Raw genomic sequence first — 14,800 nt, forward strand, 5'->3', positions numbered from 1 at the left:
AATGGAATTGAATCGCATGATCGACCACACGATTTTGAAAGCAGACGCAACGGAGGAAGATGTTTTACGAATCATCGAAGAGGCAAAAACCTATCACTTCTATTCTGTCTGCATCAATCCAACGTGGGTTTCATTAGCAGCAGAAAAATTACAAGGTGAACCAACGGCTGTTTGTACCGTGATCGGCTTTCCTTTAGGGGCAAACACATCTGAGGTCAAAGCTTATGAAACAACAGATGCGATCAAAAACGGCGCAGATGAAGTCGATATGGTAATCAACGTAGGTGCCTTGAAATCAAAACAATACAAAAAAGTTCAAGCAGACATCGAAGCAGTCGTTGAAGCAGCCAAAGACAAAGCGCTTGTCAAAGTAATCATTGAAACAGCGTTATTAGACAACGAAGAAATCGTCAAAGCCTGTGAATTAGCCAAAGCAGCTGGTGCAGATTTCGTGAAAACCTCAACTGGCTTTTCAACTGGTGGGGCAGTCGTTGAAGATGTTCGCTTGATGCGTGAAACAGTAGGACCAGAAATGGGTGTCAAAGCTTCTGGTGGTATCCACAACGAAGCAGAAGCTGCAGCTATGGTCGAAGCGGGCGCAAACCGCTTAGGAACAAGCGCAAGTGTTGCTATCGTGACTGGCTCAACAGGTGCTGGCTACTAGGCCTAGCATCAAGTAGCAAAAAATAAAAATAAGAGCGGGGAAGACAATGACAATAGCGAAAAAAGAGTGGATCGACACCGCCGTTTCCGCCTTAGATAAAGCGTATGTGCCGTACTCTAAGTTTCCGGTCGGTGCTTGTCTCGTTGCCAAAAATGGTACGATATATCAAGGGATCAACATTGAAAATGCCTCATATGGCTTAACAAATTGCGCAGAACGAACCGCTTTTTTCAAAGCCGTTTCTGAAGGCGAAAAAGAGTTTCAACATTTGGTTGTGGCGGGTCATACGCCAGAACCGATCTCTCCTTGCGGTGCTTGCCGCCAGGTCATGGTGGAATTTTGTGCGCCAGATATGCCGGTGACCTTAGTCGGCGATGATGGTGTCATCAAAGAAACCACGGTAGAAGGCCTATTGCCTTATTACTTCACGAACAAAGATTTATAAACCATGTTCATTCAGTCGATGCGGCTGTTGAAAAAAACTATATTTTTAGGGGGCTTTACAGCAATGAAAAAAGCAAAATTATTTAGTTTAGGTATTGTTGCAGTAGCTGGGTTGACTTTACTTGGTGCTTGTGGCGGAGGAAATTCAGGTTCAACTGATTCAACTGGCGGCGGTTCTGCAGACGGTACGACTGATGCAGCGCATAGTGTCGCAATCGTTACCGATATCGGTGGGGTGGATGACCGTTCATTCAACCAATCAGCGTGGGAAGGCTTAGAAGCATGGGGTGAGGAACACGGGATCGCTCGCGGTGCTGGTGGTTATGACTACGTGCAATCAAATGAAGCTTCAGAATACACAACCAACGTAAATGGTGCCGTTCAAAATGGTTTCAAAACAGTTTTCGGTGTAGGTTACTTATTGAAAGATTCAATCGCAGCAGCAGCTGACCAAAACCCTGATACACAATTCGGGATCATCGATGATGTGATCGAAGGCAAAGACAACGTTGTTTCAGCAACATTTAAAGATAACGAAGCAGCTTACTTAGCTGGTTTTGCCGCAGCGTATACAACCAAAACAAACAAAGTCGGCTTCATCGGTGGTGAAGAAGGCGTCGTTATCGACCGTTTCGAAGCTGGTTTCATGAAGGGCGTTCAAGACGCAGCTGAAAAATTAGGCAAAGAAATCACGGTTGATCCTCAATATGCAGCATCATTTGGTGATCCTGCTAAAGGGAAAGCATTGGCAGCTTCAATGTACCAAAGTGGCGTTGACGTAATCTTCCACGCATCTGGTGGTACTGGTGCAGGTGTCTTCCAAGAAGCAAAAGCAATCAATGAACAATTGAACGAAGCAGACCTAGAAGATAAAAAAGTTTGGGTCATCGGTGTAGATAGCGATCAACAAGACGAAGGAAAATACACAACTGCTGACGGCAAAGAAGATAACTTCACATTGGCTTCAACATTGAAAGGTGTTGGCGCAGCGGTACAAGATATCTCAACTCGTGCGTTAGAAGACAACTTCCCTGGCGGCGAACACATTGTTTACGGCTTGAAAGATGGCGGTGTAGACATTACTGAAGGGTTCCTTTCAGATGATGCCAAAGCAGCGATCGAAACAGCGAAACAAGACGTGATCGACGGCAAAGTAGAAGTACCAGAAACACCTGAAAAATAAAGTTGTGCTTTTCGGTTATCTTGCCCTAGTTTAGGGCAAGATGATCGTTGTTGGATTACTATGTTGATGAAAGCTACGGGTTTTCATGAGGATAGTAATCATCCTAAGCAATAGCAATTATTTTTTTGACATGACGAATGGTTTGTATAAGCGAATTAGAAAGTAAGGATGTGAGTAATTTGGCTGAGGAAAAATATGTTGTAGAAATGCGTCATATCACCAAAGAGTTTGGAACGTTCAAAGCCAATGACGATGTCAACTTGCAAGTAAGGCCAGGAGAAATCCACGCATTGCTTGGTGAAAATGGAGCGGGCAAGTCGACCTTGATGAATATGCTGTCAGGATTATTGGAACCAACATCTGGTGAAATCTGGATGAATGGTGAAAAAGTGAATATCACGAGTCCGACCGCAGCAAACAAATTGGGGATCGGTATGGTGCATCAGCATTTCATGCTGGTAGACGCCTTTACTGTAACAGAAAATATCATTTTGGGGAGCGAACCCCATCATCTCGGTGTGTTAGATCGCAAGAAAGCCCGCAAAGAAATCAAAAAAGTTTCTGAGCAATATGGTTTATCGGTTGATCCAGATGCCTATGTGCGTGACATCTCTGTTGGGATGGAGCAACGGGTAGAGATCTTGAAGACTCTTTACCGCGGCGCAGATGTACTGATTTTTGATGAACCAACGGCAGTTTTGACACCGCAAGAAATCGAAGAGCTGATCGAAATCATGCGCGGATTGGTGCGTGAAGGCAAATCGATCATCTTGATCACCCACAAACTGGATGAGATCAAAGCGGTGGCAGACCGTTGTACAGTTATCCGTCGGGGACAAGGGATCGGCACTGTCAATGTCAAAGACGTCAGCTCACAACAGTTGGCCGATATGATGGTTGGTCGTTCTGTGTCCTTCAAGACACCGAAGAAAGAAGCGTCACCAAAAGAAGTCGTGCTTTCTGTTGAAAACTTAGTTGTAAAAGAAAACCGTGGCTTAGAAGCAGTTAAAAACTTAAGCTTAGAAGTACGTGCAGGTGAAGTATTGGGGATTGCTGGGATCGATGGCAATGGGCAATCAGAGCTGTTACAAGCCATCACTGGTTTACGGAAAGTCGAAAGCGGCAAGGTCTTGCTGAATGGTGATGACATCACTAACTTCAAGCCTCGGAAAGTCACCGAAGCCGGCGTTGGTCATGTGCCAGAAGACCGCCATAAATACGGGCTTGTCTTGGATATGATGTTATCAGAAAACATCGCCTTGCAAACCTACTACAAAAAACCTTTGAGTAATGCAGGTGTCTTGGATTACGGAGAGATCAACGAGTTTGCTCGTGACTTGATTCAAGAATTTGACGTACGAACAGTCAACGAGATCGTACCAGCACGGGCATTGTCCGGCGGGAATCAACAAAAAGCGATCATCGCACGAGAAATCAGCCGCGATCCTGATCTATTGATCGTTGCCAATCCGACCCGTGGGTTGGATGTTGGAGCGATCGAATTTATCCACAAACGCTTGATTGAACAGCGGGATAAATTCAAAGCGGTGTTGTTAGTCAGCTTTGAATTAGATGAAATTTTGAATGTATCAGACCGCATTGCTGTTATTCATGCTGGTGAGATCGTTGGGGTCGTTGATCCGAAAGAAACATCAGAGAAAGAGCTTGGCTTGTTGATGGCAGGGTACTCCTTGGAGGAAGCAAGACGAGAGCTGCAAATGGAGGAAGTAGGTGGTTCGGTTGAATAACCGCAAAGAAAAGATCCGCAATATATTAGTGCCGATCATCGCTGTCTTGTTGGGATTCGTCCTTGGCGGGATCATCATGGCGGCCTTCGGCTACAGCCCAATCACAGGGTATACACAAATGTTTCGGACCGTTTTTATCAACGGACAAACAGGTGGGTTAAATGCCCGCAACATTGGTGAGATTTTTGTTACAGCAGGGCCATTGATCTTTACCGCTCTGGGGTTTGCCGTTGCAAACTCAGCCGGATTCTTCAATATCGGTCTTTCTGGTCAAGCGCTAGCAGGTTGGGTTGCCAGTATCTGGGTCGCACTAGCGATGCCAGATGCGCCTCGGTTGGTGGTCTTGCCATTAGCCGTGATCGTAGGGGCTTTATGCGGGGCGATCGCAGCTGCGATTCCTGGTTTCCTACGGGCATTCTTTGGAACAAGTGAAGTCATCGTGACGATCATGATGAACTATATCTTGCTTTATACGGGGAACCATTTAGTCAATAATGTGATGAGCGAATCCATGATCACGACAAAAGGGGTCACAAAAATGGTGGGGGAAAATGCCTCCATGCAGACGCCGTTTCTAGCAAGCATCACGAGCAACTCTCGCTTGAACTTAGGGATCTTCTTAGCCTTGATCTTCTTAGTTTTGGTTTGGTTCTTGATGAAAAAAACCACTCTTGGTTATGAAATCCGCGCGGTGGGCTTGAACCCAAGCGCTTCTGAATATGCGGGGATGAGCAGCAAACGGACGATCATTATCTCCATGATCATCTCTGGAACGCTTGCTGGATTAGGTGGAGTCGTTCAAGGACTAGGAACGTTTGAAAACTTCTTCGTTCAAGGGTCATCATTGAGCATCGGTTTTGACGGTATGGCTGTATCCTTGTTAGGAAGCGGCTCATCGATCGGAATCTTGCTTTCAGCCCTCTTGTTCAGTATTTTGAAATTAGGTGGACAAGGCATGCAGTTTGCAGGTATTCCATCTGAATTAGTCGATGTCAATATCGCAATTATTATTTTCTTCGTAGCGATCAGCTTTGTGATTCGTTTCTTGTTGGCAAAAATCTTTGACGGCAAAAAAGAAGCGCTGGTCGTACAGGAGATTGAAGCCCAACCAAACGATCAAGATCAGGAAGGAGGAACCATCTAATGGATATTAGTTTAATTTCTTCGATCGTCACTCAAACATTGATTTATGCGTCTCCTCTGATTTTGACGGCGCTAGGTGGCGTGTTCTCAGAGCGCAGCGGGATCGTTAACGTGGGTCTTGAAGGAATCATGGTTATGGGTGCTTTTAGCTCGATTGTTTTCAATATTGAATTTGCGTCACAATTTGGTGCGTGGACACCATGGTTAGGGATGCTCGTCGGCGGACTTGTCGGTGTGGTTTTCTCCTTGCTGCATGCGGTGGCAACCATCAACTTCCGTGCCGACCACATCATCAGTGGTACGGTGATGAACTTGATGGCACCAGCTTTGGCTGTGTTCTTAGTCAAAGCGATCTACAACAAAGGGCAAACGGATAACATCCAACGGACATTGGGGTATTTCAATTTCCCGATTCTTAAAGATATTCCTATCATTGGCCCGATTTTCTTTAATCAAACATTCTTACCGGCGTACTTCGCTATTTTGATCTCAGTGATCGCGTGGTTCGTGATTTTCAAAACACGCTTTGGGTTGCGTCTTCGTTCTGTCGGTGAGCATCCACAAGCAGCGGATACCTTAGGGATCAATGTTTACGTGATGCGCTACTCAGGTGTCTTGATCTCTGGTTTCCTTGGCGGGATGGGCGGTGCCTTGTTTGCTCAATCGATCGCGGGTCGCTTTGCCGTGACAACGATCGCCGGTCAAGGGTTTATCTCGATGGCTGCGATGATCTTTGGTAAATGGAATCCACTTGGTGCGATGGGAGCTGCGATTTTCTTCGGTTTTGCGCAAAACATCAGTATCGTAGGTGGCCAACTGCCAATCATCTCTTCCATTCCAGCGGTTTACTTACAAGCTGCGCCTTATGCCTTGACGATCATCGTGCTCGTTCTTTTCCTTGGAAAAGCTGCTGGTCCGAAAGCTAACGGGAAGAACTACATTAAATCTAAATAATTTTTCAGTATGAAAGGGTGGGGCTATGGGACATGAATGTGTTGCTGTGTCCTGCCCTTTTTCTATCCTCTGGGTGAAAGGAACGCATCAGGAAATTTCCAAAGCAACCCAGCGCAATTTTTGCTTAAGTTTAGTATGATAGAGGTAGTAGATCCGCTTGTAAAAGCATAAAATAAAGAAAGTAGGGAATAGAATGTTTAAACGTGTACACTTGATCGTGATGGATTCAGTCGGAATTGGTGAAGCACCTGATGCGGCAGCTTTTGGTGATGTCGGTTCAGATACGTTAGGCCATATTGCAAAAGAAGCAGGCTTGACGATCCCTCACTTGGAACAATTAGGCCTAGGGACGATCCGTCCTTTAGAAGGCGTGAAGGCGGTAGCTGACCATGATGGGTATGCAACCAAATTGGAAGAAGTTTCCGTTGGGAAAGATACGATGACGGGGCACTGGGAGATCATGGGCTTGAATATCCAAAAACCTTTCCGCGTATTTCCCGATGGGTTTCCCGATGAATTGCTGCAACAGATCGAAACGTTCTCAGGACGTAAAATCGTCTGCAATGCGCCGTATTCAGGGACAGCAGTCATTGATGATTTCGGCGAACATCAAATGAAAACAGGCGATCTGATCGTTTACACCTCGGCTGACCCAGTGTTGCAGATCGCTGCGCATGAGGAAATCATTCCATTAGAAGAATTGTATCGTATTTGTCAGTACGTTCGGGACATCACGAAAGATGAGCCATATATGATCGGCCGCATCATCGCGCGTCCGTATGTCGGTGAGCCTGGAAACTTTACTCGTACGAGCAATCGTCATGACTACGCACTCGATCCATTTGGCCATACAGTGTTAGATTCCTTGAAAGAAGCTGGAAAAGACGTGATCGCCGTAGGGAAGATCAATGATATCTTCAACGGACAAGGAATCACCGATTCTGTACGGACGAAGAGCAATATGGACGGTGTGGATCAATTACTGAAGGTGATGAAACAAGACTTTACGGGTCTAAGCTTTACGAACTTGGTCGACTTCGATGCGCTTTATGGTCACCGTCGCGATGTCGTAGGGTATGCCCATGCCATTGAAGATTTTGATTTGCGTATTCCAGAACTTTTAGAAGCAATGGGAGACGAGGATCTGTTGTTGATCACAGCTGACCACGGCAATGACCCAACCTTTACGGGAACGGATCACACGAGAGAATATGTGCCATTATTAGCGTACAGCAAGAAATTCCAAGGCCAAGGCAAATTGCCACAAGGCTACTATGCGGATATTTCCGCAACGATCGCTGAAAACTTTGGTGTTTCAGCTACAGAAAACGGAACAAGCTTTTTACAACATTTAAACTAGAGGTGATGAAATGACAACGTTACATGAGAAATTACAAGAAACAACGGCATTTATCCAAGAAAGCGGCGTCGGTGAAGTGGAATTTGGGTTGATTTTAGGATCTGGCTTAGGTGAATTAGCCGATGAGATCGAAAACCCAATCGTGTTGCCTTACAACGATATCCCGCATTTTCCTGTTTCGACAGTGGTTGGTCATGCAGGACAATTGGTCTATGGAACATTAGCTGGGAAAAAAGTCTTAGCGATGCAAGGACGATTCCATTATTATGAAGGCCATTCGATGCAGACGGTTACTTACCCCGTCCGTGTGATGGCGGCATTGAAAGCTCACTCTTTAGTCGTGACCAATGCCTGTGGCGGCGTAAACGAAAGCTTCCAGCCGGGAGACTTGATGTTGATCACCGATCAAATCAACTTTATGGGGGACAACCCACTGATTGGTGAAAACGAAGAAGAAATGGGTCCACGTTTCCCAGATATGAGCCAAGCCTACCATTTGCCTTATCGGGAAGCGGCACAAAAAGTTGGTGCATCAAAAGGATTGCACTTAAAAGAAGGCGTCTATATGGGCTTCTCAGGTCCTACGTATGAAACGCCAGCAGAGATCCGCTTTGCTCGGACGATCGGCGCCGATGCTGTCGGTATGTCGACTGTCCCAGAAGTGATCGTTGCTGTTCACAGTGGCTTGAAAGTCTTAGGTGTTTCTTGTATCACAAACTTGGCAGCTGGTATGCAAGCGAGCTTGAATCATGAAGAAGTCGTGGAAACGACGGAACGGGTCAAGGCAGAATTTAAAGCGTTGATCAAAGAAACGTTAGCAGTACTATAAAAAGCAGACCAAAGGAGAAAAACGAATGAGCGTTCATATCGAAGCAAAAGCAGGCGAGATCGCAGACAAAATCTTGTTACCAGGTGATCCACTGCGGGCAAAATATATTGCTGAAACATTTTTAGAAGACCCGATCTGTTACAACAACGTTCGGGGGATGTTGGGCTATACAGGCGTTTATAAGGGCGAGCGGGTCTCTGTCCAAGGAACCGGCATGGGCATGCCTTCAGCGAGTATCTATGCCCATGAATTGATCAACTCTTACGGCGTGAAGAAATTGATTCGGGTCGGTACGTGTGGTGCCATCTCAAAAGATGTCCACGTGCGTGATCTTGTGATTGCCCAAGCGGCAGCAACAAGTTCATCGATGGTAGCAAAAAACTTCCAAAGTTTCCATTTCCCACCAATCGCTGACTTTGCACTGTTGCGTAAAGCCTATGATACAGCGATTGAATCAGGATTTACGACTCACGTCGGTAACATCTTATCTGAAGATACCTTCTACAAAGATGACATGACGGAAACGTTACAGTTGGCAGACCTTGAGGTGATGGGTGTTGAGATGGAAGCCGCAGCCTTATACTATTTAGGGGCGAAATTCCACGTTCAAACTTTAGCGATCTGTACCGTCAGCGACCACATCATCACTGGAGAAGAAACAACGCCAGAAGAAAGACAAACGACATTTAACGACATGATCAAAGTTGGCTTAGAAACAGCGATCGCGTAAAAAAGATACCGCAGGATCGGTGCATGAACGATGCGAAGGCTGCTTGCTTTTGATAGAGCAAGCAGCCAAATCGTATTGGTTTGCATGCAACCGAGAATGTGTTATCTTTTTTTGTTGGCCAAAAGCCACGAAGAAGCGTTGCACTTTTGCCAGAAAATGGTTTAATGAAAAGAAAAGGTGTAAAAAGGAGACGAGACAATGAATAATTTTACGTTTCATGTAACGACGGACATTCGTTTTGGGAAAGACCGTCTGAACGAGCTGCCAGAAGTACTGAATACATTTGGAAAAAACGTCTTGCTAGTCTATGGTGGCGGCAGTATCAAGAAAAACGGTTTGTACGATGCAGTCATGGCGCAATTGACTGCCAACGGCAATCAAGTCACTGAATTGACTGGTGTCGATCCAAATCCACGAATCGAAACCGTTCGTCAAGGAGCTGCTCTTTGTCGTTCAGAAAAGATCGACGTCATTTTAGCTGTTGGCGGCGGTTCTGTAATTGATTGCAGCAAAGTGATCGCTGGGGCGGCTTGCAGTGAGCAAGAGCCTTGGGACTTAGTTCTTTCCAGAAGCTATCAAGGACCAGCGATTCCATTAATAACGATCTTGACCCTTGCGGCTACTGGCAGTGAAATGAATCGCGGCGCGGTGATCTCTAATCTAGAAACGAAACAAAAACTTGGTGTTCACGGACCCGAATTTTTACCGAAAGTATCTTTTTTAGATCCAACAACGACCTTTAGTGTCAGTCGCTATCAAACGGCTGCCGGTTCAGCGGATATCATGAGCCATCTGATTGAAAATTATTTCAGTAAAACAGAAGGAACAGATGTCCAAGACGGTGTAGCAGAAGGATTGCTAAAAGCAGTCATTAAAAATCTGCCCATCGCATTAAATGACCCCACAGACTATGATGCACGGGCGAATTTGATGTGGGCGAGCACCTTAGCCTTAAATGGTTTGACTGGAAGCGGCAAGGGTGGTGCTTGGTCTTGTCATGCGATGGAGCATGAGTTGAGTGCGTTTTATGACATTACCCATGGCATCGGCTTAGCGATCCTGACCCCACGCTGGATGCTTCATGTATTGAATGAAGAAACGGCGCCGAAATTTGCGCGGTTTGCTAGAGAAGTCTTTGGTGTCCAAGAAGCAGTGCCAGAATTAGCTGCCCGAATGGGGATTCAAAAACTGTATGACTTTTTTGCTTCTTGCGATATTCCGATGACTTTGCCAGAAGTAGGGATCGCCGATGACACCCATTTTGCTGAAATGGCGGCTCAAGCAGTTCAATTCAGCTCTATTGCAACAAATGCGTATGTACCGCTGCAAGAAGAAGACGTGATTGCAATCTACCAAGATTCCTTGACTCCTTCAACCTATCTTTAATCATAAAAAAGACCGTTCCTGCGACTTGGTTGTCGCGGAGCGGTCTTTTTATTTACCCTTCAGAAGAAAAAGCCAAACGGGCCATTAGCTGATCTGCAATCAAGGCGTGTCCAGCAGGAGTGGGGTGCACCCCGTCATCGCCTGTCAGTGCCTGCGGGGAGCTAGCGACGGCTGCTTCGGCAAACAAGCCATCCAGCGGCAGCAGCTGACAATGAAAGGCGGCAGCTAAGCGACGAACGATTTGGATTTTCGGATCAAGATCGATCCGCCAAGTTTGGCGATCTTCAGGATATGGCAAAACAAAAGGTTCCAGCAAGAAAATGCGCGTGATCCCCTGTTGGGTCACTTGTTCCAGAATTTGACGGTAGGTTGCCTCAAAGGACGTTGCGGCCTCTTCTGAACCAAAATCGGGACCACCGGCATTGTGCCACGTGTCGTTGATCCCAATCATAAAGATCAAGACGTCAGGTGCTAATTGAAGGCAATCTTCTTGGAGACGGGCTAAGACGTCGGCAGCTTTGTTGCCGCCGATCCCCCGATTATAAAAGGTAAAGTCCGCAGTGGGGAATTTCTCTGCCAGCTGATCGGCAACGAGACGGGCAAACCCCTGTCCTAAATCGTGGGGATCTTGGCGATCACGATCGCAATCTGTGATGCTGTCACCTAAAAATAAAACGGTATCATTTTTGACTAGTTTCATAATAAGCTCCTTTCGAGTACGCCCTCAATTATAAAAGAGGGGGGAGGAAATGCCAATAAAAAAACTGCCCTTTTTTAAAAAAGGGCAGCGATAAGCGAGGCTTATAAGTAGTATTTTTTCGCAACAGTCAAATCATCGTTCAATTCATAAACAAGTGGTTGACCAGTTGGGATCTCAAGATCCATGATATCTTCGTCAGAAATACCTTCGATATGTTTTGCTAATGCACGTAGAGAGTTTCCGTGAGCCGCAACTAAGACAGTTTTGTCGTCTTTTAATGCTGGGGCGATTTCATCTTGCCAGAAAGGCAATGCACGTTCTAAAGTAACTTTTAAGTTTTCTCCACCAGGTACGTCGCGAGGGTCAAGCATTGCATAACGACGGTCGTTTGCAGCAGAACCTTCATCTGAAGCTTCCATCAATGGAGGTAAAACATCGTAAGAACGACGCCAGATGTGTACTTGTTCGTCACCGTATTTTTCAGCAGTTTCTTTTTTATTTAAACCTTGTAATTTACCGTAATGACGTTCGTTTAAGCGCCATGATTTGATCGTTGGTACCCAAAGTTGATCAGAATATTCTAAAATGTAATTACAAGTTTTGATGGCACGAGTTAAAACAGATGTGTAAGCAACGTCAAATTCGATGCCTGCTTCTTTGATTTTACGTCCGCCTTCGATTGCTTCTTCGACACCTTCTGGCGCTAGATCAACATCAGCCCAACCGGTAAACTGGTTTAATTTGTTCCATTCGCTTAGTCCATGACGAGAAAATACTAATTTTGGCATGTAAAACTCTCCTTTAGATATTCGATATTTTTCTGAAATTTTCAATTCCGTATTTATTGTACACTCTTTCTCAAAGAATTTCCATGGTTTTGGAGGAAAAGCTGGGGGAAAACGCCATTCTTAAGGAAAAACAAAAGGGGATCATTAAAAAGAGGACCGCTTTTGTTTCATGCTGTTCTAGGGGGAGTCGACAACTATGAACGTAACTTGTTCCATTCTTCTTCGGATAATTTTATGTATTTATAGCATGTACCTACAGAAACACCGCATTTTTCAGAAATATATTGAATCGTTTCTTTTTTCTCGTAGTACAATTGACGGATTTTTTTGATCGTTTTCGGATCGATTTTTGGACGACCGCCAATTTTGCCTTTTTTGCGGGCTTTATTTAAGCCGACCAGCGTGCGCTCTTTGATGAGTGAGCGTTCCATGATCGCAAGTCCTTCCATTAAATTGAAGTAAACCTGTCCCATCGGACCGCGGGTATCGATTTGTTCTGCCAGTGAAACCAGATGAAGCTCTCGCTGTTTTAATAGATCAGTGAGATCGGTCAGCTGTTTGGTGGTTTTCCCTAAACGATGCAGTTCCGTAACGACTAAGGTGTCGCCGGGCTGCATTTGTGCCACCACTGACTCCAATGAATGATTTTCTTCACTTTCTTTCACGCTAAATGTCTCATGGAAAAATTCATGACACCCAAATTCTTCGAGCTTGTTTAATTGTTCACTTGTTGAGTTGTCGGTGATCGTTGAACGAGCATAGCCTATGATTTTCATAAACCCTCCTACCTTTCCCTTTTTATTGAATGTATCATAATTATTTCTTAAATGATAGGGTAATTTGCACAAAAAATAATAAAAATTAAGTCGATTGAAGAAAAATAACGAAAAAAAAGAAGCATTATCGCTCCTCTTTTTTGTTTCCTTTATCTAACGTGCTTGGTACTCGGGCCTTCAGGCAATCCAACAATGATCGTATGGACCATATCCAAAAACAGACCGTGTTCAACCACGCCTACTGTAGCATCTAATTCCTGTGCCAACTCAGTAGGGGCGGTGATCGTTTCTAGATGAAGATCGATGATGTAATTGCTACAATCGGTTTTTAACGGTTCGCCTTCTTCATTCAGACGCAGTTTTGGATGGTAGTTTTTCTTCTCGAACAGACGCAACAGCTGTTGGCTGCCATAAGGGATCACTTCCACTGGCAACGGGAAGGCACCAAGTGTTTCGACCATTTTCGATTCATCAACGATCCACAAGACTTTTTTGGAGTTAGACGCCACGATTTTTTCGAATAAAAGGGCTGCACCGCCGCCTTTGATGCCATGATAATCCTGGCTGATCTCATCTGCACCGTCGATCGTTAGATCCACAGCGTCCACTTCATCGATGGTGCGAATCGGGATACCTAATCCTTCTGCTTGTTTTTTCGATGCCCAAGAAGTTGGGACACCCGTGATTGATAGACCTTCTTCTTTTACCCGTCGACCCAGTTCTTCAATCATGTAGTAGGCTGTTGAGCCAGTGCCCAAGCCAACCACCATGCCATCTTTTACATAACTAGCCGCTTCAATGCCGACCATTTCTTTTAGGTTCATTTTCTTCCCGCCTTTTTTAAATAAATGCTTTGTCTCTATTATATAGGAAGAAGCGTAAAATTTGCGGATTTTTTCGTAACAGATTTCTTTTGAAAAAAGCTTAGGGGGATACTTGACAGGTAAGAATAAGCATGATATTCTATCAAAGGTGCTTTATCTACAGGTCTCTCGTTGGAGACGTGCTGACTGTCTATCAAAGCATAGTTGATATGAATGCAGAGAATGCATTATTTTTTATCGCAAAAAAAGAACCACCTGGATGTGTGGGACTATAAAGCGAATCAAGGAAGGAGGACAACTAGGGATGCCTACAATTAATCAATTAGTACGTAAACCTCGTAAATCCAAGGTTGAAAAATCAAATTCACCAGCATTGAACAAAGGATATAACAGTTTCAAGAAAGCTCAAACGAATGTTAACTCACCTCAAAAGCGTGGGGTAGCTACTCGTGTGGGAACTATGACACCGAAAAAACCGAACTCAGCTCTACGTAAATATGCGCGTGTTCGTTTGTCAAACTTGATTGAAGTGACAGCTTATATTCCAGGTATCGGACACAACTTACAAGAACACAGCGTGGTCTTGTTACGTGGTGGACGTGTAAAAGACTTACCAGGGGTACGTTACCATATCGTTCGTGGTGCATTGGATACTGCCGGTGTTAACGATCGTAAACAATCTCGTTCTAAATATGGTACAAAACGTCCTAAAGCTTAATCTTTAAGACAAACAGATCAAATGAATCTTATTTAAATCAGAACTGATATCTCGGAAGGAGGAGTTACGGATGCCTCGTAAAGGTCCTGTTGCAAAACGTGATGTTTTACCAGATCCTATTTATAACTCAAAATTAGTAACTCGTTTGATCAACCGTGTAATGGTTGATGGTAAACGCGGTGTTGCTGCAAATATTATCTACAATGCTTTTGGCATTATCAAAGAATCTACAGGAAATGATCCATTGGAAGTTTTCGAACAAGCAATGAAAAACATTATGCCTGTATTGGAAGTTAAAGCTCGCCGTGTCGGTGGTTCTAACTACCAAGTACCAGTAGAAGTACGTCCTGAACGTCGTACAACTCTAGGTCTTCGTTGGGTGGTAAACTACGCTCGTTTGCGTGGCGAACACACAATGGAAGAACGTCTTGCAAAAGAAATCATGGATGCAGCAAACAACACTGGTGCTTCTGTGAAAAAACGCGAAGACACACACAAAATGGCGGAAGCCAACCGCGCATTTGCTCACTATCGTTGGTAAGATCCTCACTGC

General features: G+C 44.8%; 16 protein-coding genes. 12 read left to right on the forward strand and 4 right to left on the reverse strand.

Features of this window, described 5'->3' with window-relative positions; genetic code table 11:
• Position 1 precedes the first annotated feature (1 nt).
• From deoC to QN079_RS01135, 10 genes are all read left to right on the forward strand, one after another.
• Positions 2-664 carry a deoxyribose-phosphate aldolase gene (deoC, locus tag QN079_RS01090; RefSeq protein WP_005226835.1) on the forward strand — a complete coding sequence of 221 codons (663 nt, stop codon included), beginning with the start codon at positions 2-4 and terminating at the stop codon, positions 662-664.
• A gap of 46 nt (positions 665-710) precedes the next feature.
• A complete protein-coding gene (locus tag QN079_RS01095) occupies positions 711-1,109 on the forward strand; it encodes a cytidine deaminase (protein ID WP_005226837.1) in 399 nt (132 codons plus the stop codon).
• A 63-nt stretch (positions 1,110-1,172) separates the two neighbouring features.
• The gene (locus tag QN079_RS01100; protein ID WP_015508805.1) at positions 1,173-2,291 is read left to right on the forward strand and encodes a BMP family lipoprotein; all 1,119 of its coding nucleotides are present in this window, start codon (positions 1,173-1,175) and stop codon (positions 2,289-2,291) included.
• A gap of 137 nt (positions 2,292-2,428) precedes the next feature.
• A complete protein-coding gene (locus QN079_RS01105; RefSeq protein ID WP_005232559.1) occupies positions 2,429-4,039 on the forward strand; it encodes an ABC transporter ATP-binding protein in 1,611 nt (536 codons plus the stop codon).
• Positions 4,032-5,183 carry an ABC transporter permease gene (locus QN079_RS01110; protein WP_005226844.1) on the forward strand — a complete coding sequence of 384 codons (1,152 nt, stop codon included), beginning with the start codon at positions 4,032-4,034 and terminating at the stop codon, positions 5,181-5,183. The genes QN079_RS01105 and QN079_RS01110 overlap by 8 nt, the downstream gene beginning before the upstream one ends.
• Positions 5,183-6,136 carry an ABC transporter permease gene (locus QN079_RS01115; RefSeq protein WP_005232556.1) on the forward strand — a complete coding sequence of 318 codons (954 nt, stop codon included), beginning with the start codon at positions 5,183-5,185 and terminating at the stop codon, positions 6,134-6,136. Before QN079_RS01110 ends, QN079_RS01115 begins: the two co-directional genes overlap by 1 nt.
• A 193-nt stretch (positions 6,137-6,329) precedes the next feature.
• Positions 6,330-7,496 (forward strand): phosphopentomutase, encoded by a 1,167-nt coding sequence (gene deoB, locus QN079_RS01120; protein WP_081116110.1) that lies wholly within the window; start codon positions 6,330-6,332, stop codon positions 7,494-7,496.
• Between the two features lie 10 nt (positions 7,497-7,506).
• Complete coding sequence (locus tag QN079_RS01125; protein ID WP_005226849.1) at positions 7,507-8,325, forward strand: purine-nucleoside phosphorylase; 819 nt, start codon at positions 7,507-7,509, stop codon at positions 8,323-8,325.
• Between the two features lie 25 nt (positions 8,326-8,350).
• The gene (deoD, locus tag QN079_RS01130) at positions 8,351-9,055 is read left to right on the forward strand and encodes a purine-nucleoside phosphorylase (RefSeq protein ID WP_289230270.1); all 705 of its coding nucleotides are present in this window, start codon (positions 8,351-8,353) and stop codon (positions 9,053-9,055) included.
• Between the two features lie 198 nt (positions 9,056-9,253).
• Positions 9,254-10,441, forward strand: coding sequence for an iron-containing alcohol dehydrogenase (locus QN079_RS01135; RefSeq protein ID WP_086294418.1), 1,188 nt, complete (start codon positions 9,254-9,256; stop codon positions 10,439-10,441).
• A gap of 52 nt (positions 10,442-10,493) precedes the next feature.
• On the opposite strand, the gene QN079_RS01140 is transcribed toward QN079_RS01135, so the two are convergent.
• The 4 genes from QN079_RS01140 to rpiA all read right to left on the reverse strand — a co-directional run bounded on the left by QN079_RS01140 (position 10,494) and on the right by rpiA (position 13,529).
• Entirely contained in the window at positions 10,494-11,141 is a 648-nt protein-coding gene (locus QN079_RS01140) for an SGNH/GDSL hydrolase family protein (RefSeq protein ID WP_289230271.1), read from the reverse strand.
• Between the two features lie 101 nt (positions 11,142-11,242).
• Positions 11,243-11,929, reverse strand: coding sequence for a 2,3-diphosphoglycerate-dependent phosphoglycerate mutase (gene gpmA, locus QN079_RS01145; RefSeq protein WP_005226871.1), 687 nt, complete (start codon positions 11,927-11,929; stop codon positions 11,243-11,245).
• A 194-nt stretch (positions 11,930-12,123) separates the two neighbouring features.
• Positions 12,124-12,705, reverse strand: coding sequence for a recombinase family protein (locus QN079_RS01150; RefSeq protein WP_289230272.1), 582 nt, complete (start codon positions 12,703-12,705; stop codon positions 12,124-12,126).
• 149 nt (positions 12,706-12,854) lie between these two features.
• Positions 12,855-13,529, reverse strand: coding sequence for a ribose-5-phosphate isomerase RpiA (rpiA, locus tag QN079_RS01155; RefSeq protein WP_010748612.1), 675 nt, complete (start codon positions 13,527-13,529; stop codon positions 12,855-12,857).
• A 304-nt stretch (positions 13,530-13,833) separates the two neighbouring features.
• Here rpiA and rpsL point away from each other — a divergent pair, with 304 nt between their 5' ends.
• Together rpsL and rpsG are read left to right on the forward strand one after the other, a co-directional pair.
• Entirely contained in the window at positions 13,834-14,247 is a 414-nt protein-coding gene (gene rpsL, locus QN079_RS01160) for a 30S ribosomal protein S12 (protein WP_003127956.1), read from the forward strand.
• Between the two features lie 70 nt (positions 14,248-14,317).
• Positions 14,318-14,788 (forward strand): 30S ribosomal protein S7, encoded by a 471-nt coding sequence (gene rpsG / locus QN079_RS01165; protein WP_003127957.1) that lies wholly within the window; start codon positions 14,318-14,320, stop codon positions 14,786-14,788.
• Positions 14,789-14,800 lie beyond the last annotated feature (12 nt).

It is taken from the genome of Enterococcus sp. FZMF (assembly GCF_030263915.1).
Taxonomy (GTDB): domain Bacteria; phylum Bacillota; class Bacilli; order Lactobacillales; family Enterococcaceae; genus Enterococcus_D; species Enterococcus_D casseliflavus.